Source organism: Tropicimonas aquimaris, from assembly GCF_042676185.1.
Classification (GTDB): Bacteria; Pseudomonadota; Alphaproteobacteria; order Rhodobacterales; family Rhodobacteraceae; genus Tropicimonas; species Tropicimonas aquimaris.
The window spans coordinates 418,879-442,482 of record NZ_JBHTJT010000008.1 but is presented as its reverse complement, the minus strand read 5'-3'; the positions used below and the strand labels follow the sequence as shown (position 1 = coordinate 442,482).

Sequence of the window (23,604 nt, the reverse complement as noted above, 5' to 3'; positions counted from 1 at the left end):
GGACGGCATCTATGCCATCCGGGCGACGTTCCCGCGCTCCAAAGGTCCCGATGCCCGACACGCTCACCCTCACGCCGCTGACGGCGACGCTGCTCCTGCTGGTTATGGTCTTTGCCGGCCGGGCGTTCCGCCAGAACTGGAAGGCCCAGGGTCCGCTGTGGGTGCTCAAGGCGTGGCTCTACGGCGTGCCGGCGCTGCTCGCCTTTGTCGCTCTCGCCTTCATTCCGCTGGAAATCTGATCGTCACATCTCTTCGACGATCTTCTGCGCCCGCTTGCACTGAAGCTTGTCGCGCAGCGGGCTGTCGGGGTCGATGTCCTTCTGGCAGACCACGCACTTGTCGGCGCCCGAGATCGCGTTGAGCCCGCCGCAGCTCCCCTTGATGCGCATCCGCGACCCCATCAGCATCACGCCGATGGACATGCCGCCGATAACGAGGGCGAGCAGCACGAAGGCGAGCACGAAAGTGGCCATGGTCTGGGATCCTTGTGTCGGGCTGCGTCGATCTTATTCGCCGGCGCGCAGCTTTTCAAACGCCGGGCTGGCCTGTTTCACGTATTCCTGATCGGCGCCGGCCTCGGCCCGCGAGATGAAGTAGACCGCGAGGTCGTTGGCCTCGGCCACCGCCATGCCCTCGTCCTCGCCCAGCACCATCATCGCCGTCGCCAGCGCATCGGCCACCATGCCGCTCTCCGCCAGAACCGTGACCGACGTCGCCCGGTGGGTGACAGGGCGCCCCGTGGTCGGATCGATCAGATGGGAGTAGCGCACGCCGTCCTGCTCGAAGAAGTTGCGGTAATCGCCGCTCGTCGCCATGCCGAGATCGGAGACCGGCAACACCATCTCGACCGCGTTAGAGGCCGCGTCGGGCGTCTCGATGCCGATCTTCCAGGGCTCGCCCTTGTCGTTGACGCCCGCGGCCACCAGGTCGCCGCCGATTTCCACCAGGTAGTTCTCCACCCCGAAGCCGCGCAGGGCCTCCGCCACCGCGTCGTTGCCATAGCCCTTGGCGATAGCCGACAGGTTCACGGAAACCGCAGGGTCCGACTTGGCAAGGGTGCCCTCGTACAGCGTCAGGAACCGCGCCTGCCCGACATGCTCCAGCGCCGCGGCGATCTCCGCGTCGGAGGGAATCGGGTCGCCCGGTTTCTTGGCGCCGAAGCCCCAAAGCTCGATCAGCGGGAACAGCGTCACGTCGAACTTGCCGTTCGACATGGCGTGAATGTCGTTGGCGGCGGCCATCACATGGGCGAACTCGGCCGAGATCTCCACCGGGTCGGTCCCGGTATCGGCGTTGAACAGCGAGACCTCCGAATTCGGATCCCAGTTCGACATCGAGGCGTTGACCGCCTCCAGCGTCTCCTCGACGGCGACGGCAAGCTGGGTTTCGGTCACGTCCTCGGGCACGTCCACGGCGACGACATGATAGGTCGTGCCCATGGTTTCGCCTTCCAGGCGGTAGGTTTCCCCTGTCTCCTCGTCGAAACACCCCGTCAGCAACAGGCCCAGGGGAAGCACGTAGAGAAGCCGCATGGCGATAGTCCCGCATCTGTTCAAGTCATGTCGCCGGGGGTCTGGCACCTTTTCCACCGGTCTGTCAACGCGACCGCCGCGCCCATGACTGCGGCAGATGCCCCGGTTGAGGCAATTGGCCCACGTGCAGCTTGTTGCACCGCAGCGTGAGCGCCGCTAAGAGGGTCGGAACTCATCCGCATGCCCATGCATGGCGTGACGCCAGACCCTGGCGCAGGTAATGTCGGACGCGGATCGGGAGTATGATCGTACCGAAATGGACAGCGCAGCGGAACACATGGCCGAATTCACCTTCAAGAAGGGCCTGGACCTGCCGATCAGCGGGGAACCAGACCAGCAGATACACGACGGGCCGGAGATCGCTTCCGTCGCCGTGATCGGCGCCGACACGCTCGGGCTCAAGCCCGGGATGATCGTCGCCGAGGGCGACAGCGTGCGCCGCGGCGACCCGCTCTACCGGCACAAGGACACGCCCGACGTGGTCTTCACCGCGCCGGCGACTGGGCGCGTGCGGGCGATCAACCGCGGCGCTCGCCGGGTCCTGCAGAGCGTCGTGATCGACGTGGACGACATCTTTGACCAGGGTGTCGATTTCGGCGCCCTGCCGGCCGACGCGGAGCCGCAGGCTATCGTTGACAAGCTCTGCCGTTCGGGCCTCTGGACCTCGTTCCGCACCCGCCCCTATTCGCACATCCCCGATCCCGCGACCCGGCCCGCCGCGATCTACGTGACCGCGATGGACACCGAGCCGCTCGCCTCCGATCCGGCGGTCGTGATCGCGGAATCGCCGGACGCCTTCAGCGCCGGCCTTGCGGCCATCGCGCAGCTCTCCGAGGGCAAGACCTGGCTCTGCCACGCGCCGGGGGCCGCGATTCCCGGCGGCGACGTGCCCGGCGTCGAGGTCGCGACCTTCGCCGGCCCGCATCCCGCCGGGCTTGCCGGCACCCACATGCACTACCTCGACACGCCGTCGTCCAGCCGCACGGTCTGGACCATCGGCTGGCAGGACGTGATCGCCGTCGGCCGGCTGATGCAGACCGGCTTTCTCGATTGCGCGCGCGTCGTTGCTCTGGCCGGCCCCCGCGCCGCCAATCCGCGGCTGGTGCGCACCAACGTCGGCGCCAACCTCTCCGACCTGACCGCCGGCGAGGTGACCGGCGACGGGCCGGTGCGCGTCATCTCCGGCTCGGTCCTGACGGGCCGGATGTCGGACGGTGGCCCGTTCGACTTCCTCGGCCGCTACGCCCGCGGCGTGACGCTGATCACCGAGGACAAGAAGCAGACCTTCATGGGCTGGATCGCCCCGCGTCGGGACCAGTTCGCCTTCCTGCCGGTGCTGGCCTCGGCCTTCAACCGGACCGGGAAGTTCGACATGGGCTCGAACCTGCACGGCGGCCGCCGCGCGATGGTGCCGATCGGCATCTTCGAGGAGCTGATGCCGCAGGATTTCCTTCCGACGCAGCTCCTGCGCGCGCTACTGGTGATGGACACCGACACCGCGCAGGCGCTCGGTGCGCTGGAGCTCGACGAGGAAGACCTCGCGCTCTGCACCTTCGCCTGTCCGGCCAAGTACGAATACGGGATGGCGCTTCGCGACAGCCTGACCAAGATCGAGAAGGAGGGCTGAGCGATGAAGTTCGTTCGTGGGGTCTTCGACAAGATCGAACCGCATTTCGAGAAGGGAGGGCAGTACGAGAAGTACTTCCCGCTCTACGAGGCGGTCGAGAGTTTCTTCTATTCGCCCAAGACGGTCTCCACCGTCGCGCCCCATGCCCGGACCTATTCGGACATGAAGCGCATCATGATCTACGTCTTCCTGGCGACCATGCCCTGCCTGTTCTTCGGCATGTGGAACACCGGTCACCAGGCCAACGTGGCCCTCGCCGCGATCGGCGAGGAGGCGATGACCGGCTGGCGCATCGGGCTCATGCAGGCGATCGGTTTCGGGCTGAACCCCGACAACATCCTCTCCAGCATGTTCCACGGCTTCCTGTATTTCCTGCCGATCTACGTCGTCACGATGGTCGTCGGCCTGTTCTGGGAAATCCTCTTCGCCGTGATCCGCGGCCATGAGGTCAACGAGGGCTTCTTCGTCACCTCGATCCTCTACGTGCTGATCCTGCCCGCCTCCGCCCCGCTCTGGCAGGTCGCGCTCGGCATCTCCTTCGGTGTCGTGATCGGCAAGGAAGTCTTTGGCGGCACGGGGAAAAACTTCCTCAACCCCGCGCTCGTGGCCCGCGCCTTCCTCTACTTCGCCTACCCCGCGCAGATGTCGGGCGACGCGATCTGGACCCCGGTCGACGGCTTCTCCGGCGCCACCGCGCTCGGCATCACCGCCGCCGAGGGCGTTCCGGGCCTCGCCAACTACGACATCACCTTCTGGAGCGCCTTCTGGGGCACCATCCAGGGCTGCCTGGGGGAAACCTCCTTCGTGATGTGCATGATCGGCCTCGCCTTCCTGCTGGTCACCAAGATCGCCAACTGGCGCCTGGTAGTGGGCTGCACCGCCGGTACCATCGGCTTCAGCCTGCTGCTGAACCTGATCGGATCGGACACCAACCCGATGTTCGGCATGCCCTTCTGGTGGCACATGGTGCTGGGCGGCTGGGCCTTCGGCCTCGCCTTCATGGTCACCGAGCCGGTGACCGCCTCGCACACCAACGTGGGCCGCTTCTGGTACGGCGTGCTGATCGGCTTCATGGTCGTCATGATCCGCGTCATCAACCCGGCCTTCCCGGAAGGCATGATGCTGGCCATCCTGTTCGCAAACATCTTCGCCCCGCTGATCGACTGGTTCGTCGTGCGGGCCAACATCACGCGGAGGGTAAAGCGCAATGCCTGAGCAAGACGAGAACCAGGGCTTCCTCGCCCGCTGGAAGGCGCTCCCCGTGGACTCGGTGCCCAAGACGATCTTCGTCGCCGCGGCGCTCTGCCTGTTCTGCTCCATGGTCGTGGCCTTCGCCGCAGTGAACCTGCGCCCGCTGCAGGAAGCCAACAAGCTCAACGACAAGCGGATCAACATCCTGCAGGTCGCCGGCCTCTACGACGCCGGCGAAGACATCGAGGAGGCCTTCGCGGCCTTCGAACCGCGCGTCGTCGACCTGCGGTCCGGCACCTTCACCGACGAGTTCGACGCAACCCAGTTCGACGACCGCGCTGCGGCATCGGATCCGGAGCTGTCGCGTGCGCTGGACGAGGACCCCGCGGGCATCGGCCGGCAGACCAACTTCGCCACGGTCTACCTGCTTAACGACGAGGCCGGTAACCTCGACAAGATCATCCTGCCGATCCACGGCTACGGCCTGTGGTCCACGCTCTACGGCTTCATCGCGCTGGAAGACGACGGCAACCAGATCTACGGCCTGCAGTTCTACGACCATGCCGAAACCCCCGGCCTTGGCGCCGAGGTCGACAACCCGGCCTGGAAGGCGCAATGGCGCGCCAAGGAACTGCGTGACGACAGCGGGGCGCTGAAGATCACCGTGTCCAAGGGCCTGCCCTCGCCTGACATGGAGAACCACCAGGTCGACGCGCTGGCCGGCGCCACGCTGACTTCCGTCGGCGTCGACAACCTCGTTCGCTTCTGGATGGGCGAAAACGGCTTCGCCCCCTTCCTCGAAAACCTCAAGGCGGGAGACGTGTGATGGCGCAGACCCGACGCACCTACCTGGTCGACCCACTGGTCGACAACAACCCGATAACACTGCAGGTGCTGGGCATCTGCTCGGCCCTCGCGGTGACCTCCTCTCTCAAGGTCTCCTTCGTCATGGCGCTCGCCGTGATCTTCGTGACGGCCTTCTCCTCGATGTTCATCTCGATGCTGCGGAACCACATCCCCGGCTCGATCCGGATCATCGTGCAGATGGTGATCATCGCCAGCCTCGTGATCCTGGTGGACCAGATCCTCAAGGCCTATCTCTACGAGATCTCCAAGACCCTCTCGGTCTTCGTGGGCCTGATCATCACCAACTGCATCGTGATGGGCCGCGCCGAAGCCTTCGCCATGAAGAACCCGCCGATCGACAGCTTCATCGACGGTGTCGGCAACGGGCTCGGCTACGGCCTGATCCTTATGCTGGTGGGTTTTGTCCGCGAGCTCTTCGGCGCCGGCACGCTCTTCGGCATCACCGTCCTGCCGACCGTCAACAACGGCGGCTGGTACGTTCCGAACGGCATGCTGCTGCTGCCGCCCTCGGCCTTCTTCATCATCGGCCTCATCATCTGGGCCTTCCGCACCTGGAAGCCCGAGCAGGTCGAAGACCGTGAATTCAAGATCCAGACCGTGGAGGCGCACTGATGGAGGGACTGATCTCCCTTGCCGTTAAGGCCATCTTCGTCGAGAACCTTGCGCTCTCCTTCTTCCTCGGCATGTGCACCTTCATCGCCGTGTCCAAGAAGATCTCCACCGCGCTCGGCCTCGGCATCTCCGTCATGGTGGTGCAGACCATCACCGTGCCGGCCAACAACCTGATCCTGAACGGCCTGCTCAAGCCCGGCGCGCTCGAATGGGCCGGCTTCGGCGACGTCGACCTCACCTTCCTCGGCCTGATCTCCTACATCGGCGTCATCGCCGCCATGGTGCAGATCCTCGAGATGGTGCTCGATAAGTACTTCCCGCCGCTCTACAACGCGCTCGGCATCTTCCTGCCGCTGATCACCGTGAACTGCGCCATCCTCGGCGGCTCGCTCTTCATGGTGGAGCGCGACTACGGCTTCGCCGAGTCGGTCACCTACGGTGCCTCCTCCGGCTTCGGCTGGGCGCTGGCGATCACCGCCATGGCCGGCGTGCGCGAGAAGCTGAAGTACTCCGACATCCCCGACGGGCTGCAGGGCCTCGGCATCACCTTCATCACCGCGGGCCTGATGGCCATGGGCTTCATGTCCTTCAGCGGCGTGAAACTCTGACGGGAGGCGCAAGATGACCACTTTCATCCTGGGCGTTGCCCTCTTCACCCTGATCGTGCTGGCGCTGGTCACCGTGATCATGCTCGCCCGCTCGCGGCTGGTCTCCACTGGCGACGTGGCGATCACGATCAACGGCGAAAAGACGATCCACGTGCCCGCCGGCGGCAAGCTGCTGCAGACTTTGGCCGAGCAGAAGCTCTTCGTCCCCTCCGCCTGCGGCGGCGGCGGCACCTGTGCCCAGTGCCGGGTGCGCATCCACTCCGGCGGCGGCTCCATCCTGCCCACCGAAGAGACCCACATCACCAAGCGCGAGGCCGCCTGCGGCGACCGCCTCTCGTGCCAGGTGGCGGTCAAGCAGGACATGGACATCGAGGTCCCCGAAGAGGTCTTCGGCGTCAAGAAGTGGGAGTGCACCGTGCGCTCCAACGAGAACGTCGCGACCTTCATCAAGGCGCTCGTGCTCGAGCTGCCGGAGGGCGAGAACGTCAACTTCCGAGCCGGCGGCTACATCCAGATCGAGGCCCCGGCCCACGAGCTGAAGTACACCGATTTCGACGTCGAGGAGGAGTACCGGGAGGACTGGGACCGCTTCAACCTCTGGCAGTACGAATCCAAGGTCGACGAGCCGGTGGAGCGCGCCTACTCCATGGCCAACTACCCCGAGGAAAAGGGCATCATCATGCTCAACGTCCGCGTGGCCTCGCCGCCGCCGGGCAGCCAGGGGATCCCGCCGGGCAAGATGTCGAGCTACATCTTCAACCTCAAGCCGGGCGACAAGGTCACCATCTCGGGCCCGTTCGGCGAGTTCTTCGCCCGCGACACCAAGAAGGAGATGGTCTTCATCGGCGGCGGCGCCGGCATGGCGCCGATGCGCAGCCACATCTTCGACCAGCTCAAGCGGCTCAAGACCGACCGCAAGATCACCTTCTGGTACGGCGCGCGGTCGAAGCGGGAGATGTTCTTCGTCGAGGACTTCGACCAGCTCGCGGCCGAGAACCCGAACTTCACCTGGCATGTCGCGCTGTCCGACGCCCTGCCCGAGGACAACTGGGGCGGCTACACCGGCTTCATCCATAACGTGCTCTACGAGGAATACCTCAAGAACCACCCCGCGCCGGAGGATTGCGAATACTACATGTGCGGTCCCCCGATCATGAACCAGTCGGTGATCAACATGCTGCTGGACCTCGGCGTGGACCGCGAGGACATCATGCTCGACGATTTCGGCGGCTGAGCCGACCTGCATCGCACAATCGCGGGCCGGGGCATTCCCCGGCCCGTTTTCGTTTGCCTCCACGCCTTCCGGCGCAAGCCCCGACAGCGCGGCATGGCGGACCCGCGAAGAATCTTCTGTGGGATGGGCCGAAACTGGGTCTAAGATACCTTGGAGGGAGCAGAGCGCCCTTCCCCGTCCCGCTCAAGATCGGACGCTGAAACGAAAAAGTGAGAAAGCGATGGTAACCAAGAAAAACGCCCCCCACTTCGGCCACGAGAATCCTCACACACACAGCCAGTCGGTCGAGGCGGCGGTGACAGGCCCGTCCAAGGCGACCGCAGAGACCATCCTGGCCTCCAAGGGGCATGACGTCATTGCCGTCCGTCCCACCGATTCCATCCATCGCGTCACCGAGGTGATGAAGGAACACGGGATCGGCTCCGTGGTGGTGAAGGATCAGAACGGCCACATGGTCGGCATCCTGACGGAACGCGACATCGTGCGCGGGTTCGCGGACGAGCCGGACAACACCTTCGACGAGACCGCAGGCGACCTGATGACAACCAAGGTCGTCACGGCCTCCCCCGACACGCCGCTGCTGGAGCTGCTGCACCGCATGACCGAGGGCCGCTTCCGTCACATCCCGGTGCTCGATGGCGAGCATATCGCCGGGATGATCTCCATCGGCGACGTCGTGAAATTCCGCCTGCGCGAGCTTGAATACGAGACCCTGAAGCTCAAGCAGATGATCGTCGGCTGATCCCAATCCCGCCGCCGGCCTGTCTTGTGTCACGCTCAACGCCGAAGGCATGACACTTGGCACGCGGAGACCATGGGTATTTGGACCAGGAAGAGTAGGAGGACACGTCTTCTTGGCTCAAATACCCATTTCCGACGTATCACTGACGTACTGACAGGCGGTCACATTGCTGGCCGCCTGTCGGTGCGCCTCAACCGCCGGGATTAGGCCAGGTCTTCAAGCCGCAGCGCGCGCTTCTGGCGCGAGGACTCGACCACCGCGTCGATCAGCCGATGCACGTCGAGCGCCTCGCGGCCGGTGACCTTGGGCGGGCGCCCCGCGGCGAGCGCCTCGGCGAAGTCCTCGATGACGGCCTGGTGCCATCCGTGGGTAAAGGCCATCGGGTTGGCGCCGCCACCCGAACCGCCGTTGGTTCCCGTGTCGATGACCTCCTGCCGGCCGTCCTGCCAATCTAGCACGATCTGCCGCGAGGTGAGGCGCAGGCTGCCGTCCCGGCCATGCAGGACGATGGACTCAGCCCCGCCCGGGTAGCTCGCGGTGGACGCCACCAGCGACCCCACGGCCCCTGAGGCAAACTCGAGCCCCGCGGAGACGAAATCCTCCGCTTCCATCTTGTGCATCCCGGTGGTGCGGGTCATCGCCTGCACCGTCGTCACCGGGCCGGTGAGCGACAGCATCAGGTTCATCGTATGGATGCCCTGGGTCATCATCACGCCACCGCCATCGCGGGCATAGGTGCCGCGGCCGGGCTCGTCGTAGTAGCTCTGCGGCCGCCACCAGGGGATCGTGGTCTCGACCAGCGCGATCGGGCCGAGCACCCCGCTCTCGACGATCTCCGCGGCCTTCTGCGAGCTCTCCCGCATCCGGTGCTGGAACACGACGCCGAGCGGCACGCCCGCCGCCTCGCAGATCTCGACGACCTGCAGCGCGGCCGCGCTGTCGCGTTCCAACGGCTTCTCGAGCAGGATCGGCTTCCCGGCCGCCGCGAGCGTCTTCATGATCTCGATCCGGGCATCTGGCGGCGTGCAGACCAGCACGAAGTCGACGCCGTCGTCAGCGGCCAGCTCCGCCAGGTCGGCATAGACCTTCGGCGCGGCCCCGAGCGTCTCCGTCACCGAGGCGGCGAACGCCTTGGCCCGCTCCTGGCGGGAGGAGAGCACGCCGCGGAGGCTCAGGCGGCCGGACGTGGCGGCGATGGCGTCGGCATGCGTGCGGGCAACCATCCCGACGCCGATCATGGCAATTTGCATTGGGGTCTCTCGCTCTGTTTCTGGGCTCGGCGCTTGGCCGCGCGAAACCTTGCATGTTCTCCGCGAGTTGACCAGAGCGCGGGCCAGCGTTTCAGCCGGTCGCCTGCCCCCAGGTGTCGCCCAGCCGGTAGCCGTCCGGCCAGGGATCGGACGGATCGAGCATGTGCTGGTGGGTGCCGGTGACCCAGCCACGGCCGCTGATCTCGGGCAGGATCGCGGGAAGAGACCCGACCTTCGTCTCGCCGGCGTGCCGCCCGACGAAGAGCGAGTCGATGATCGAACGTACGCTCAGGCACTGCCCCTCGCGCAATTGCCCGCGCGCCGCCAGCACCGCCATTCGGGCCGACACCCCCGTCCCGGTCGGCGAGCGGTCGATCTTGCCCGGCTGGATGCAGACCGCGGAGCGGCTGGCGAACCCGTCGGCCACCGCCTCCAGCGGCGCGGCGAAGTTGCAGAAGGAGATATGGCGCCAGTCCGGGTTCAGAGGGTGATGAAAGCCGAGCTGCGCATTGGCCGCTGCTGTGATCCGCACGCCGAGCTGCGCCAGGTCGCGGGCCTCGTCGGGCCGGATCGCGAAGCCAAGCGCGCGGGCATCGACGATGACGAAGCTGTCGCCGCCAAAGGCGGTGTCGACCGTCAGCGTCCCCAGCCCCTCCACCTCCAGCGGCACGTCGAGACGGGCGGCAAAGGACGGCAGGTTGCGCAGGGTGATCCGCTCCGCCTTGCCGTCCCGGCACTCGGCGCGCACCTTCACCAGCCCGCCGGGAGCCTCCAGAAGCAGTTCGGTCACAGGCTCCGTCATCGGCAGGATACCGGTGTCGAGCAGCACCGTGGCCACGCAGATCGTGTTCGAGCCCGACATCGGCGGCGTGTCCTCCGGCTCCATGATCAGGAAGGCGGCATCGGCCTCGGGGTGTTTCGGCGGCACCAGCAGGTTCACATGGCGGAACACCCCGCCCCGCGGCTCGTTCAGCACGAAATTCCGCAGCGCGCCGTCCTCGGCCAGGAAGAGTCGCTGCTCCCAGAGCGTCGCGCCCGGGGGCGGCGCGACACCGCCCACGATCACGTCGCCCACCTCGCCCTCGGCATGGGCCGACACCACATGGATCACCTTGGAGCTTCGCATCAGAGGTCCTTCACCAGCCGCAGAGCATCGTAGATCGCGGCGTGGGTATTGCGCGGCGCGACCGCGTCGCCAATACGGAAAAGCTGGAACGCGCCCTCCGGGTTGCGGCGCACCTCCTGCGGGCGGCCCGCGATCAGCGCCTCGTAATCGACCTCGCCAAGGTTCGTCGACAGCGGCCGGAGCGCGAAGTAGAGCTCGTCGAGCGGGCGCGTGCCGTAGTTCACCACGACCTGATCCACTTCGATCTCCCGCCGCATCCCGCCGTAATCCGACCCGACGGTCGCCCGGAGGCGGTTGCCCGCGCGGGCAACCCCAAGGAGCCGCTGCGCCACGGTGAAGGTGGCCCCCTTCGCCTGCAATGCATCGACGTAAGGCGCGAGGTTCATCCCCATGATATCGGGCGCGAAGCTCCGATGCGGTGTCATGACCTCGACGGCAGCCCCGGCCTCGGCCGCAACCTGTGCCGCCTGAAGCCCGGGATGATCGCCGGATTCGTCGTAGAGCAGCACCGATTTCGCAGGCTTCACGTCGCCGGCGATCAGGTCCCAGGTCGTGGTCAGCAAGTCGTTCTCGCCCGCGGTCTCGAACAGCTCCGTGTTCGGCAGGCCACCCGTGGCGACGATCACCACATCCGGATTTTCCGACGCGACATCATCGGTTTCCGCCCAGGTATTGAACCGAAAGGTGACATCCCGCGCGGCGCATTGTGCCATCCGCCAGTCGATGATCGAGATCATTTCCCGCCGCCGCTCAGAGCGCGCCGCCAGCCGCACCTGCCCGCCCGGATCGCCCGCCGCCTCGAAGACGGTGACGGCATGCCCCCGCTCGGCTGCTACCCGGGCCGCCTCGAGCCCGCCCGGTCCGGCACCGACGATGACCACCCTGCGGCGGGTCTCTGCGGCCGGAATCTCGTGCGGCATGGTCAGCTCGCGGCCTGTCGCCGCGTTGTGCATGCACAGCGCCTCGCCGCCCTCGTAGATCCGGTCGAGGCAGTAGTTGGCGCCGACACAGGGCCGGATATCGTCCTCCCGACCGGCCATGATCTTGCGTACGATATGCGGCTCGGCGATGTGGGCGCGGGTCATGCCGACCATGTCGAGCAGGCCCGCGGTCACCGCGTGGCGGGCGGTTGCCACGTCGGGAATGCGGGCGGCGTGGAAAGTCGGTAGCCCCGTCGCCGCGCGCACCGCGCCGGCGAAATCCAGATGCGGCGCGCTTTTCATTCCCTGGAGCGGGATCACCCCGGTCAGCGCCGGGTCGGTGTGGATGCGGCCGCGGATCACGTTGAGAAAATCCACCTGTCCGGTCGCCTTGAGCCGCTCGGCCATGGCCAGCCCCATCTGCGGGTCGATCCCGCCGGGAGCGTTCTCGTCCGCGGTGAAACGGACCCCGACGATGAAATCATTTCCCACGCGTTTTCGAATGACATCAATGACTTCCAGTCCGAATTTCATTCGACTCTCGAGCGTCTGCGGCCCGTAGGGGCCGTCCAGCGCATTGGTCAGCGGCGACCAGAAATTGTCAATCAGGTGCCCGTAGGCCTCCAGCTCGATCCCGTCCATGCCGCCGGCCTGCATCCGCTCCGCGGCGTCGGCGAAATCGCCCACGATGCGGGCAATGTCCCACTCCTCCAGCACCTTCGGAAAGAAGCGGTGGGCCGGCTCGTAATGCGGCCCCGGCGCGACCGAGGGCAGCCAGTCGCCCCTGGACCAGCCCGTGCGCCGCCCCAGGTGCGTCAGCTGGATCATCGCCGCGCAGCCGTGCTCGTGCAGCGCATCGGTCAGACGCCGGATCCAGGGCACCACCTCGTCCTTCCAGGCCAGCACGTTGTTGAAGGCGGGCGGGCTGTCGCGCGAGACCACGGCGGAGCCCGCCGTCATCGCCAGCGCCACCCCGCCCTTCGCCCGCTCGGCGTGATAGGCGATGTAGCGCTCCTTGGGCATGCCCTCCTCGGGATAGGCCGGTTCGTGGCTCGTCGTCATGATCCGGTTGCGCAGGGTCAGGTGCTTCAGGCGATAGGGCTGCAGCAGCGGATCGTTCGACATCTTGGCCTCGGGGTGTGCGAAACATGTGGCGCGGGCCGCGCCGGCCCGCTCACCATGGCGCGGCGGCGGCGGCACCGAAAGCCCCAACGCGACAGGATCGTGCCCGGCAGCGCTCTTCAGTCCAGCGTCCGCCGGAACCGGGTCAGCGCCAGCACCGCGTAGGCCACCACGAAGACAACCAGCGCCGCCATCGGCGCGGAGACGTTCGCCAGATCCGCCCCCTTCAGCATCACCGCCCGGATCATCCGCAGAAAATGGGTGAGCGGGAACAGCTCGCCCACCACCTGCGCCCAGGCCGGCATGCCGCGGAACGGGAACATGAACCCCGACAGCAGCAGCGACGGCAGAAAGAAGAAGAATGTGAGCTGCATCGCCTGCATCTGGGTGCGGGCAACGGTGGAGATGGTGTAGCCCAGCAGCACCAGCGACAGCACGAAGATGAACACTCCCACCAGCAGCAGCCACAGCGAGCCCACGAACGGCACACCGAACAGCGCCTTGGCCGCCCCCAGCACCAGCGCCACCTGCACCGCGCCGACGCCGAGATAGGGCAGGATCTTGCCGAGCATGATCTCCAGCCCCGTCGCCGGCATGGCGAGCAGGTTCTCCATCGTGCCGCGCTCCACCTCGCGGGTAAGCGCCATGGAGGTCATCATCACCATGGTCATCTGCAGGATCACGCCCAGCAGCCCCGGCACGATGTTGTACTGCGTGATCCCCTCGGGGTTGTAGCGCCGGTGAACCACCACCTCGAGCTGTCCGCGCGCCGCCTCCTCCGCCATCACGTCCTGCCCGCTCTCGTGCAGCAGTGCCTCGGAGGCCACCTGCCCCAGCGTCGAGATCGCGCCGGAGGCCACGGCGGGGTCGGTGGCGTCGGCCTCGATCAGGATCTGCGGCTTGTCGCCCCGGTCCACCCTGCGGTCGAAATCCGACGGGATGGTCACCACGAAGGACACCGCGCCGCGCTCGATCAGCGCCTCGGCCTCGGTGGCGGAACTGGTGATGTGGTCGAACCGGTAATAGCCGGTCAGCTCCAGCGCGGTGACGATGGCCCGGGAGTAGCGGTCCTGCGTGGGCGCCACCAGCGCGGCCGGCAGGTCCTTGGGGTCGTTGTTGATCGCGAAGCCGAACAGGATGAGCTGCATCAGCGGCACGCCGATCATCATGGCAAACGTGATCCGATCGCGCCGCATCTGGATCACCTCCTTGGCGAGCAGCGCACTCAGGCGGCGGAGGGAGAACCAGCTCATGCCATGTTGTCCGTGGACTGGTTCATGAAGCGGATGAAGGCATCCTCCAGGCTGGTCTCCGTGGCGCTCATTCGCGTGCCCGTCTCGGCCGCGGCGTGCTGAACCGACGCCTTTAGCGCGACGGCGTCCTTGCCCACGATGTGCAGCGAGGTGCCGAAGGGGGCCGTCTCGTCCACCCCCGGCATCCCGCGCAGCATCCGTTCGGCTGCTGTCACCTTGTCCATCGGCCCCTCGAGCAGGAAGGTGGTGAGCCCGGCATGGGCGATCACCTCCTCCACGGTGCCCGAAGCGACAAGCCGGCCATAGGAGATGTAGTTGACGAAATGGCAGCGCTCCGCCTCGTCCATGTAATGGGTCGAGACCAGCACGGTCATGCCGCCCGCCGCGAGGTGGTGGATCTCCTCCCAGAAATCCCGCCGCGCCTTGGGGTCGACACCGGCGGTCGGCTCGTCGAGCAGCAGGAGCTGCGGCTTGTGCATCACGCAGGAGGCGAGCGCCAACCGCTGCTTCCAGCCGCCCGAAAGCGTGCCAGCGAGCTGGTGCTGGCGGCTCGTCAGCCCGAGCCCCTCCAGCACCTCGTCCACCACCCGCTGCACCGGGCGCAGCGCATACAGCCCCGCGACGAAGGCAAGGTTCTCGCGGATCGTCAGGTCCTCGTAAAGCGAGAAGCGCTGCGTCATGTAGCCGATCTCGCGCTTGATCCGCCTTGTGTCGCGCCCGAGCCTGTAGCCCAGCACCTCGCCCGAGCCCTCGTCGGCGGTCAGCAGCCCGCACATCACCCGGATCATCGTCGTCTTGCCGGACCCGTTGGGGCCGAGAAACCCGGTGATCTGCCCGCGGTTCACGCTCATCGAGACGTGGTCGACCACCGCCCGGCCGCCAAACCGCTTGACCAGCCCCTCGACGCGGATGGCCGGCTCGGCGCTCATGACGGCGCCTCCGACAGGCGCACGTCGACGATCTGCCCCGGCTTCAGCTGCGCTGCGCTGGCGTCTGGCCGTGCCTCGACCAGGTAGACCAGCTTCTGGCGGTTTTCGAGAGAGTAGATCACCGGCGGGGTGAACTCCGGCGCGTCTGCCACATAGGTCACATGCGCGGTCTGACCCTCCGGGCAGCCGTCGCAATTGACGTCCAGAACCGACCCGATAGAGAGCTGCGAGACCTCGGATTGCGGTACGTAGAGCCGCAGCAGCACCGCGCCGTCGGGCAGCATCGTCAGCACCGGAGCCTGTGGCCCGGCGATCTCGCCCACCGTCCGCAGGATCTCGAACACGGCGCCGTCGGCGGGCGCGATCAGGGTGCGGCGCTCCAACTGCCATTCGGCCGAGGCCACCCCTGCCTGCGCCTGCGCGACCGCCGCCTCAGCGGCCTCGATCTCGTGCCGGCGGGCCGGCAGTTTCGCCACGGCGAGGTTCGCCTCCACCTCGGCAATCCGGGCGCGCGCCACGTCGACCCTTGTGCGTGCGTCCTCTGCCTCGGCCGAGGGAGAGATGCCGCGCGCAGCGAGCCCCTCCAGCCGTTCGGCCTCGCGCTCGGCCTCGGCCGCTTCTGCGCGGGTTGAGGCCAGCGTCGCCTCGATCACCTCGATCTCCTCCCGGCGCCGCCCCTCGCGCAGGTTCGCCAACTCGCTCTCCGCAGCCTCCAGCGCCGCCGTCGCCTCCGCCAGGGCGATCGAGGCGTCGCGGGTCTCCATCACCGCCAGCACGTCGCCCGCGGCCATCCTGTCGCCGCGCGCCACCCGCAGCTCTTCCACCTGCGCTGTGGTGATCGGCGCGATCAGCCGGTACTCGCCCTCCACGTAGCCCGTCGCCAGCGGGGGCAACCCGGTGCAGGCGGCAAAGAACGTGGCAATCAGCGGGATCGAACAGACGACATCGCTCATGACCCAGGTCTCCTGTTGGCCTCGAGGCTGGCGCGCAGGTTGGCCACCAGCACCTCCGTGATCTGGCGCACCCGCGCCTCGTCCATCCCGTCCCAGTCCATCCGCCGCTGCACGACGTTCTGGCCGATCCGGAAATAGAGCACCTGCCCGATCAGCGAAAAGACCGTGAGCCGGGTGCGCTCGCTCTCCGCCGGCCAGCCGGTCGCAACCTCCCACATCCGGCAGAACGCCCGGTGCCGCGGCTCGATTGCTGCGCGATAGACCTCCTCGACCGCCGGGCCGTCCTCGGCCAGTTCGCGCATCATGAAGGCGACGAAATCGGACCTGCCCTGCTCCAGCAGCAGGAAATGCACGAAGGCGGCGATCACAGCTTCGAAGACCTTCAGCACCTGCTCCGGCGTCTCCACCTCCGGCACCCCTGCCCGCCCGACCACCTCGGCGATCCGCTCGGCGATGGCCGCGCCGCAGGCGATGCGCAGCCCCTCCTTGCTGCCGAAGTGATAAGCGATGGAGGCGACGTTGGTCTCCGCCGCCTGCGCGATCGCCCGCGTGCTGGTGCCGCGAAAGCCTTCGCGGCCGAAGAGCGTGATGGCGGCATCCAGAAGCGCCTTGCGCGTCTGCTCCGAGGGGCTCGAACTGTCTTCCGCTCTTTGTGACATGGCGACTCAAAATTCAATCAAACGTTTGATTGAATTTTGCACGGCCCTCGCGAAATGACAACTGTCTTGTGCCGGGCATGGCTGACGCTTCGGTCAGGTCAATGGCGATAGACCCTTGTCGTTTGAACAGCGGACATCTGGTCCTGATGCAGCGGTTTGCCTTATGAGCCCCAATTAACTGATGCTGCGTTGTAGTCGATCAGGCAGATCGCCGACCTTCCTGACCTTCGCTGCGAGCGCGAAATTCGAGGGTTCGCGATGGTGACTTCGGTCAAGAAGGGCGGTCTCCGGACCTTCGCTGCGATTTCAACGAAGGTCCGGTTCACTCTTTTTCGACGGTATTTCGCAAGCTGAACGTGGAAAGCGTAGTCTTCCTTATGCCACTTCGAGAAACACTCTTCCCAAGGTGTCTTCTGAAACGGCTCCGGGCGCACCGATCGCGACCAAACGAGTTTCCGGCTTGCGCGTTCCCCATTTCCCGTCGCGTGCGATATCAATGCGCTTGCCGACGACCTGCACTACGATCCGGTGCTCCGGGTCTTCCTCGCTGTAGACAAACCCTTTCACCCGATAGACTTCTCCGGGCAGTCCTTTGATTGCGTCTCGCAGGCCGGAGAGATTAACGGGAAGATCCGAGCGTAGCATCGTGGTTGAGAACTTCGCCGCGTGGTCATGGTGATGCGCATGTTCGGAGCAACCGCAGCGAGGGCCATGGACGTGGTCAGGCACCTCCGCATCCAGTTGCTCGGCGGCAAAGCGTCCGACCGACAGGAGAATCTCCAGCGGCACATCGGCATTGACGGCTTCAACCAGACGGTACCGGCGAAACCGCGATTTCAGCCAGTCATGGACCTTCTGAACGGTCTTCTGCTCGACGAGGTCGACCTTGTTGAGAATAACCATGTCGGAGAAGGCGATCTGGCGCAGCTTCAACTCCATCTGTTCCTGGGCGGCAAAGACCTGCTCGGCATCGACAAGACACATGATGCTGTCGAGCCGGATCTTGTCGCGGAACCGTTGGTCCGTGAACGTCATAGCGATAGAGGACGGATCTGACACGCCGCTGGCTTCCAGCAGGATATATTCCGGCCGCTCGGGGCGTTCGAGGACCGCCTCGACTGTCTCGATCAGGTCATCTCGGATCGAGCAGCAGACGCAGCCATTCGCCAGGCTCATCACGTCGTCCTCGATGCCGACCACGAGGTCGGCGTCGACATTAATTGACCCGAAATCATTGACCAGCACCGCGACCCGAAGGCCGTGGTTGCCGGTCAGTATCCGATTCAGCAGCGTGGTCTTACCGGCTCCAAGAAAGCCGGTAAGAATGGTGACGGGAACAGCCGAGGCCGAGCCGAATTCGATCATGCTGACACCTGTTCCGATTACTTGTCGCGCGGACCGAGTACGTCGGACACCTTGATTGTCAGGTCCTTCGGCCACTCACCGTCCGGCGCCCTGAACACATCCTCGGGGTAGTATTCCCGCGGATCGATCTCCATGTCGCGGTACTTCTGATCCTGCTGTTCGGCGCGGGTCAGGCGTGGGTTCGGCAGTGTGATCTCCTCGGGCAGTTCCAGCCGGCCGGCCTCGACCTCGGCTTGCAGTTCGCGGAACGGCGGTACCGTTCCCGATTTGCCGGGAATCACAGCCTTGCGATACCAGATTGCCTCCTTGGTGACATTCACGACGGCCACATCGATACCCCACTGGAACAGGCCGTCGTAGTGCGCCCGGATACCAGCCAGCATCTCTGCATCGATATCCTCGTCCTGCGTGTAGTGCGTCACCATGCCGAGCCGGGGACGTGCGTCCGCGAAGAGTTTGCCAACGGCGTAGTGAGAGGTGTGGTGCGTATCGATCGTGTAGTTGAAGAGCTCTTGCGGGATACCGTACTTGTAGGTCATCAGTTGGCCGATATCCTGACCCGACATTTCGGTCACGAACACGTCGGCACCCTCTCCATATTTCCGGGACAACTCGTCAGGGCGCCCATCGCCGGTCCAGACGAAGCTGAGGCCGTTCCAGTCGAGGCGGTACCCAACGGCGCCGTCTTTTGCGTGGCTACGTGGCCAGGAGCGAACCACGACTCCATCCTCGTCGTAGACGACACCACCTTCCTGACGGAAATCGAACTCGTTGACCTCGATTTCGTAGCCGTCGCCGATCGGGAACACATCGAATGCTTCCAAGTGCCACTTCAGCATCTGCTTCATGCCGTTGACCATTCCCTGGGTGCCAAGCTCCGGCGTGCGCCCGGAAGGTCCATGGATGCGAAGGGGGGTGTAGCCGCCCGACCATGCCCGGAACGGATAGATGTAGGGAATGTCGGCATAGTGATCGACGTGGAGGTGCGAGATGAAGATGTCGTTGATCAACTGTCCCGGCACCTGCATGCCGACGATGTTTCGCACGCAGCCCGAACCGAAGTCGAAGAAGAACCGCTTGCCGTTGCCAAGCTCGACCATGATGCAGGTACCGGCCTGGTCCTCGCGCGGCGGATAGGGCGTCGAGCCACAGAACGAGATCCGCATCTCGTCCGGTCCCAGTTGCTCGCTAAGCGGGAAGTAGTTGGCGTTGGAACCGGTCATATATTTCGTCGGCCGGAAATACTCAGGCAAGGAGATGCCGCCAGCCGGACGACCGCCATAGGGGTTTTTCAGGTTTTCGCCCAACGGCCCTTCGCCGGGATGTGCCTCAGCTTGCCCCGCGCCGAGACCGACAGCACCCGCCGCAACCGCACCGGCACCGGCTCCGGCGCCCTTGATCAGATCACGGCGGGAGGGGTCCTGCGGGTCGTTGTTCTCGACGTTGCCCGGCCGTTGCGGGTTTTTGCGGTTGTCTTTGGTCATTCCATTGTCCTCTGTTGGTCGGGGGTAGCGGAAATGCGCCGCGCTTGGCGTTCGATTTCGCGGACCAGTTCCTTGCGGATGTTGGCCCATTCAGCGCGCAATTCAGAACTGAGCGTTTCGTCGTTCTCGCTTGAGCAGGCCATCTCATAGTCACTCAGGGCCTCCCTGAGTGACGGGTGATCCAGCGAAAGCGCGAGGATCAAATCGGTGAGTTCTGGCAGATCATGACGAAGGATCAACGTTGCCTCTAGGTTGGCGGGTGGTAGCCTGAGCGCTTTTCCGACGGTAACCCAGCATGCTCGCCAGACAGAGTAAGCTGGGGTAAGCTGGGGTAAGCTGGACTTAGGGCGGGCATCCCAACAGTGACTCAAGGCATTGTACATAAAGAACTTCCGCCTGAATTCGTCGATCAGGCGCGCGCAGCCTTGAACAAGGTTGTCGAGAGCGATGTCTTGGCCTCGTCGCCACGTTTGAGGCAGTTTCTTACCTACGTCGTAGAGGAGACTCTCTCCGGATATGGCGACGAAATTCGTGGCAAAGCCATTGCAGTGGAAGTCTACGGGCGGCGACTGGACGGCGATGGCGGCGGGCTGGGTCTTGTTCGGGTCGAGGCCGGACGCCTGCGGCGCTTGCTCCGGGAATACTATGAGGGCGAGGGAGCCGGAGACGACATCCGCATCCTCATCCCCACGGGCGGCTACAAGCCGACACTTACAGCGGTGCATCCGCCGCCGCGCATTGTACCCGAAGAGCCTGGACCCCAGACAACTGAGGCCGGCCACAAACACTCCGGCTCGCGGAAATGGATGGTTGCGCTCGGAGCGTTGTTTGTCGCTCTGATCGCAAGTGTTTTCTTCGCAACAGATCTTCGTCCAGCACTCACTCAAAACGCTACGGATAACAGTAGTGCCAAGCTTGCTGCGCTCCGGGAACGATCCATGCCCAGTGTGCAGGCCACCAATCTCGCCGAACAAACGCGTGGAATGTTCTTTCCGCTCTTCGATTTGAAGCGCCAGGAAATTGCGCTCACCTCATTTCGGCACGCCATTGATCTCGACCCTGACCTGCCCAGCGGATATGCGGGCGCGGCACAGATCCTGGCGCTTCTGGCCTATCTGTCCGATGACCCCACACGCGCATCCGAACTGCTTGCCGAAGCAAGCAGTATGGCGGAGAGCGCCTTGGAACGCGGCCCAACTGATGGCTGGGCGAAAGCGACCATGGGCTGGACTCTTGCGGTAAGCGGCGACACCGAGGCAGCGCTGCGCCGAGCCCGGATAGCCGTTGACCTCTCACCGGAGGACGGCCACGTTTTGGACTTAGTGGGCATCACGGCGATTATTTCGAATGACCCCATTCTCGCGGCAGAGGTCTCGGACCCGGAACGCCCCCGCTTTGGGAGCGGTAGGTTCGGCGCCAACAGTATCTGGGGTACGTCACAATTGATGCTGCAGAACTATCCGGCATGTATCGAGGCGTTCTCCATGGCGGCCGAACGCGGCCTCCCGGTCAGCGCGCCGAGCCTAATGATGCTCGCCACGGCCCAACACGAAAACGGCGAGCTCGCGGCCGCACGTGCGGCTATTGACGAGATGCACCAGACTTGGCCCGGCTTCCCTGCCAACAAAGTTGCCAGTCGTTTCTTTGAGCATGCACCGGAAACTCGATCCCGGGTCCTTGAGACCCTCGAAGCGTACAAGCCGAAACGGTAGGGCAAGAAATCTGGCTGATATTGGCCTTGGAAGGTCGAAACGTCAGATCGAATGTTGGACGCGCATCTGGTCTACGTTAGGTAATGCCGTCAGATCTCGGTTGGCGTTCATCCGCTAAACTTGGGCTTCCAGGGTACATCCCGTCGGACCGGAGTCTGTCGTTCGCGGCACCATGACCAAATGTCAGCTCAGGGCCGTTCGCGCGTTCTGTGCCTTTGCCGCACCTGCGAAGTGCTACGCCCGGCCCAAGGTCTGCTTTGCGCAGCTAGCTGTCGTCCCTGGCTTCCGGGCTGCTGCGCGGCGGCGTTTGCCGGGCTGTCCGGTCAGACACGACCGCTTTTCCGATCTTACGGCCATCTGACGAAATGGCTCAGATGACCGTAGTGAGCACGGAGCAAACTCAACAAGAAAGGGCGACGCCACGAGGAAAGCGCCGCCCTTGTCGTGCCCAACCGAGTTGTTGGAAAGAACTCGGTCTTGCCGGACCCAAGTGTCTTAGCCTTCTGGCGCGTACCAGATCGGAGAGGACCAGGCGCGTTCCTGAATCGACGCGGGCAAACCCTCCGGGATCTCCACACCGAGTTTTGCAGAGTCGTAGGTTGACCAGCGCGGTGTCGGGATTTGCAGAACACGGGCATAGTACAGTGACGGCACCGCAGGGTCGAAGTCGGGATCAGTCCAGGTCGCCATCAACTCGGCCGCACCAATGTCATTCGTGTAACTGGCAGCGGCCACGTCTACTGTGTTTCCCACCGGTTCGCTGCCGTCGGTCCGGTCATCCGAGAGAGCCACATCGTAAATTTTCTCCATCTGTTCGCCGTTCTCGACCCAACCCTTGACGATCTGGATGCGGTCGAGATTGGCGCCGTCGGGTTCTTTGATCGCCGCAACGAGGAAAGTCGGCGCGGTGCCTTCGGAAGCTGACGGCAAATCACCGCCCATCGGCACGCCACCATCATAGGCTGCCTGCAGCCAGTCGGCGCCGTCCAGCACGCCGTCGGCGTAGTCGAACCCGCCGAACATTCGCACTCTGAGACGCGGGCCCGACGTGGCAAAGGTCTCCTTCCGGACCATCGCGTCGAAGATCGCCTCGCGTGTGTTCGACTCCGCCCAGACGCCGGCAACCCCACCGCTGCTGAACTCGCGGACCTGCTGGGCAGCGGCCTCACTGACCCCCGGCGGCCCTTCGAGGCGGTGTTCGGGGTTGTTCTCGAAACCGAACTTGCCGGTGTAATTGTCCTCCTCGATCGCCGACGCCGAGTTGTGGGTGTCGCTGTCGCCGATGAAGCCGTATTTGAACGGGTTGCCTTTGCCCTCGGCCGCTAGCGCCATGCCCCGGATCAATGCCTCGCGCATGTATCCGCCAACCTTGTTCTCCGGCGGCGTCGCTGTCGAGGCGAGCGTGTAGTCCCAGATCTCGAAATTGGCGAACTCGTCATTCGGCGAGAGGACGGGAAGGGTTTCGGAGGTTCCCTTGATCTGCGTCAGTTCGTAAAGCGGCTCGTTCCGCATCCGCGTCTCAGCGTAGGCGCTGTCTATGTCGCTACCGCCGTAGGAGGCTCCGATAGGAAACATGAGCCCGTCACTGGCATTGCCGTTATGGGGAACGGCGAGAAGCTCGGCTCCGTTCTCGCGCTGAAGGTCCATCCAGGCCCACAAGTCTTCCTCCCGGTCGGACTCGATTGCCGAGAAGGCATGATCGGAAATGCTCTCGGTGTCGCGGAAAATCACGACCCGGTGGAGGTTGCGCCAACCTGGATTGGAGGTCCATTCAAACCCCGCGAATGTGGTGAATGCGCCGGGTTCGTAGTGATCGTCGGCGATGTCGATGATCTGTTCCCAGACATTCATCAGGAGTTCGGGATCGCCGAGGATCGGATCGTTTCTCCGGTTGGAGATGCCGTCAAGGATCTCGGTATAAGCCGCAAAGGATGCCTCCGGGTCGTCGCCACCGATCGCGTCCGCCAGTGGATGCTCACTGACCGGACTATCGGGGTCGGCCATGAGTCGAACCGCCCCAAGGTATTCCGCATGATCCCCTACAGAATACCAGTCGAGCGGACGAAGGATCTTCAGGTCAGGGCCGCCGCCGCCGCCGGGAATGGCCTCGCCCTTTGCCCAGCGGTAGGCTTCGTCGGGTCCGGCGATGGCACCGTTGATATTGGCGTCGAACGACCATGCAGTGTGGACGTGCAGGTTGCCGAAGTAGGCCTCGCGAAGCGGGTTCTATTCGACGTCTTGGGCGAAAGCGTTGCTCGCCACAAGCGGCACCAGCGCCGCGACACATGCCGACACCGAGTTCCAAGCAGTTCTCCGATCCATTCTGTACTCCCCAGCTCTCTCGTTGGCCCACGTTATCGCGGGACGATCTCTAACTTCCCACTTGTCTACCACACTACCCTCGGGCGAAACTGTCGC

The 23,604-nt window shown here is 64.8% G+C and carries 21 protein-coding genes and 1 pseudogene; 9 read left to right on the top strand and 13 right to left on the bottom strand.

The window, feature by feature from the left end:
• Positions 1 to 50: 50 nt before the first annotated feature.
• Positions 51 to 239, top strand: a complete 189-nt coding sequence (locus ACFQ2S_RS08525) for a hypothetical protein (RefSeq protein ID WP_386074016.1) — start codon at positions 51 to 53, stop codon at positions 237 to 239.
• 3 nt (positions 240 to 242) lie between these two features.
• Here the strand turns inward: ACFQ2S_RS08525 and nqrM are convergent, their stop codons facing one another.
• Together nqrM and ACFQ2S_RS08515 are read right to left on the bottom strand one after the other, a co-directional pair.
• Positions 243 to 473 carry a (Na+)-NQR maturation NqrM gene (gene nqrM / locus ACFQ2S_RS08520; protein ID WP_386074015.1) on the bottom strand — a complete coding sequence of 77 codons (231 nt, stop codon included), beginning with the start codon at positions 471 to 473 and terminating at the stop codon, positions 243 to 245.
• A 33-nt stretch (positions 474 to 506) separates the two neighbouring features.
• On the bottom strand, positions 507 to 1,532 hold the full coding sequence (locus ACFQ2S_RS08515; RefSeq protein WP_386074014.1) for an FAD:protein FMN transferase: 1,026 nt from the start codon (positions 1,530 to 1,532) through the stop codon (positions 507 to 509).
• 277 nt (positions 1,533 to 1,809) lie between these two features.
• Here ACFQ2S_RS08515 and ACFQ2S_RS08510 point away from each other — a divergent pair, with 277 nt between their 5' ends.
• From ACFQ2S_RS08510 to ACFQ2S_RS08480, 7 genes are all read left to right on the top strand, one after another.
• Positions 1,810 to 3,159: a Na(+)-translocating NADH-quinone reductase subunit A gene (locus tag ACFQ2S_RS08510; RefSeq protein WP_386074307.1), complete on the top strand. Its 1,350-nt coding sequence runs from the start codon at positions 1,810 to 1,812 to the stop codon at positions 3,157 to 3,159.
• A 3-nt stretch (positions 3,160 to 3,162) separates the two neighbouring features.
• Complete coding sequence (locus ACFQ2S_RS08505; RefSeq protein ID WP_386074013.1) at positions 3,163 to 4,374, top strand: NADH:ubiquinone reductase (Na(+)-transporting) subunit B; 1,212 nt, start codon at positions 3,163 to 3,165, stop codon at positions 4,372 to 4,374.
• Positions 4,367 to 5,176 (top strand): Na(+)-translocating NADH-quinone reductase subunit C, encoded by an 810-nt coding sequence (locus ACFQ2S_RS08500; protein WP_089232007.1) that lies wholly within the window; start codon positions 4,367 to 4,369, stop codon positions 5,174 to 5,176. Before ACFQ2S_RS08505 ends, ACFQ2S_RS08500 begins: the two co-directional genes overlap by 8 nt.
• Entirely contained in the window at positions 5,176 to 5,829 is a 654-nt protein-coding gene (locus tag ACFQ2S_RS08495; RefSeq protein WP_089232008.1) for an NADH:ubiquinone reductase (Na(+)-transporting) subunit D, read from the top strand. Before ACFQ2S_RS08500 ends, ACFQ2S_RS08495 begins: the two co-directional genes overlap by 1 nt.
• Positions 5,829 to 6,437 carry an NADH:ubiquinone reductase (Na(+)-transporting) subunit E gene (gene nqrE, locus ACFQ2S_RS08490; RefSeq protein ID WP_089232009.1) on the top strand — a complete coding sequence of 203 codons (609 nt, stop codon included), beginning with the start codon at positions 5,829 to 5,831 and terminating at the stop codon, positions 6,435 to 6,437. The genes ACFQ2S_RS08495 and nqrE overlap by 1 nt, the downstream gene beginning before the upstream one ends.
• A gap of 13 nt (positions 6,438 to 6,450) precedes the next feature.
• Positions 6,451 to 7,671: an NADH:ubiquinone reductase (Na(+)-transporting) subunit F gene (gene nqrF / locus ACFQ2S_RS08485; RefSeq protein WP_386074012.1), complete on the top strand. Its 1,221-nt coding sequence runs from the start codon at positions 6,451 to 6,453 to the stop codon at positions 7,669 to 7,671.
• 220 nt (positions 7,672 to 7,891) lie between these two features.
• Positions 7,892 to 8,413, top strand: coding sequence for a CBS domain-containing protein (locus tag ACFQ2S_RS08480; protein WP_386074011.1), 522 nt, complete (start codon positions 7,892 to 7,894; stop codon positions 8,411 to 8,413).
• 203 nt (positions 8,414 to 8,616) lie between these two features.
• Here the strand turns inward: ACFQ2S_RS08480 and ACFQ2S_RS08475 are convergent, their stop codons facing one another.
• The 10 genes from ACFQ2S_RS08475 to ACFQ2S_RS08430 all read right to left on the bottom strand — a co-directional run bounded on the left by ACFQ2S_RS08475 (position 8,617) and on the right by ACFQ2S_RS08430 (position 19,713).
• Positions 8,617 to 9,663, bottom strand: a complete 1,047-nt coding sequence (locus ACFQ2S_RS08475; protein WP_386074010.1) for a Gfo/Idh/MocA family protein — start codon at positions 9,661 to 9,663, stop codon at positions 8,617 to 8,619.
• Positions 9,664 to 9,754: 91 nt separating this feature from the next.
• Positions 9,755 to 10,789, bottom strand: coding sequence for a trans-3-hydroxy-L-proline dehydratase (locus ACFQ2S_RS08470; RefSeq protein WP_386074009.1), 1,035 nt, complete (start codon positions 10,787 to 10,789; stop codon positions 9,755 to 9,757).
• Positions 10,789 to 12,834, bottom strand: a complete 2,046-nt coding sequence (locus ACFQ2S_RS08465; protein ID WP_386074008.1) for an oxidoreductase — start codon at positions 12,832 to 12,834, stop codon at positions 10,789 to 10,791. Before ACFQ2S_RS08465 ends, ACFQ2S_RS08470 begins: the two co-directional genes overlap by 1 nt.
• A 116-nt stretch (positions 12,835 to 12,950) precedes the next feature.
• Positions 12,951 to 14,084: an ABC transporter permease gene (locus tag ACFQ2S_RS08460; RefSeq protein WP_386074007.1), complete on the bottom strand. Its 1,134-nt coding sequence runs from the start codon at positions 14,082 to 14,084 to the stop codon at positions 12,951 to 12,953.
• Positions 14,081 to 15,013, bottom strand: coding sequence for an ABC transporter ATP-binding protein (locus ACFQ2S_RS08455; RefSeq protein ID WP_386074006.1), 933 nt, complete (start codon positions 15,011 to 15,013; stop codon positions 14,081 to 14,083). Before ACFQ2S_RS08455 ends, ACFQ2S_RS08460 begins: the two co-directional genes overlap by 4 nt.
• Positions 15,010 to 15,966 carry an HlyD family secretion protein gene (locus ACFQ2S_RS08450; protein ID WP_386074005.1) on the bottom strand — a complete coding sequence of 319 codons (957 nt, stop codon included), beginning with the start codon at positions 15,964 to 15,966 and terminating at the stop codon, positions 15,010 to 15,012. The genes ACFQ2S_RS08455 and ACFQ2S_RS08450 overlap by 4 nt, the downstream gene beginning before the upstream one ends.
• Positions 15,963 to 16,625 carry a CerR family C-terminal domain-containing protein gene (locus tag ACFQ2S_RS08445; protein ID WP_386074004.1) on the bottom strand — a complete coding sequence of 221 codons (663 nt, stop codon included), beginning with the start codon at positions 16,623 to 16,625 and terminating at the stop codon, positions 15,963 to 15,965. Before ACFQ2S_RS08445 ends, ACFQ2S_RS08450 begins: the two co-directional genes overlap by 4 nt.
• Positions 16,626 to 17,000: 375 nt before the next feature.
• Positions 17,001 to 17,990, bottom strand: coding sequence for a CobW family GTP-binding protein (locus tag ACFQ2S_RS08440; protein WP_386074003.1), 990 nt, complete (start codon positions 17,988 to 17,990; stop codon positions 17,001 to 17,003).
• Positions 17,991 to 18,007: 17 nt separating this feature from the next.
• A complete protein-coding gene (gntH, locus tag ACFQ2S_RS08435) occupies positions 18,008 to 19,474 on the bottom strand; it encodes a guanitoxin biosynthesis MBL fold metallo-hydrolase GntH (RefSeq protein ID WP_386074002.1) in 1,467 nt (488 codons plus the stop codon).
• Positions 19,471 to 19,713, bottom strand: coding sequence for a hypothetical protein (locus ACFQ2S_RS08430; RefSeq protein WP_386074001.1), 243 nt, complete (start codon positions 19,711 to 19,713; stop codon positions 19,471 to 19,473). Before ACFQ2S_RS08430 ends, gntH begins: the two co-directional genes overlap by 4 nt.
• Before the next feature lie 123 nt (positions 19,714 to 19,836).
• Between ACFQ2S_RS08430 and ACFQ2S_RS08425 the strand changes: the two genes are divergently transcribed.
• Positions 19,837 to 21,186 carry a tetratricopeptide repeat protein gene (locus ACFQ2S_RS08425; protein WP_386074000.1) on the top strand — a complete coding sequence of 450 codons (1,350 nt, stop codon included), beginning with the start codon at positions 19,837 to 19,839 and terminating at the stop codon, positions 21,184 to 21,186.
• A 495-nt stretch (positions 21,187 to 21,681) separates the two neighbouring features.
• On the opposite strand, the pseudogene ACFQ2S_RS08420 reads toward ACFQ2S_RS08425, so the two are convergent.
• Positions 21,682 to 23,397: pseudogene (locus tag ACFQ2S_RS08420) on the bottom strand (DUF3604 domain-containing protein); the annotation flags it as partial.
• Between the last annotated feature and the right edge of the window lie 207 nt (positions 23,398 to 23,604).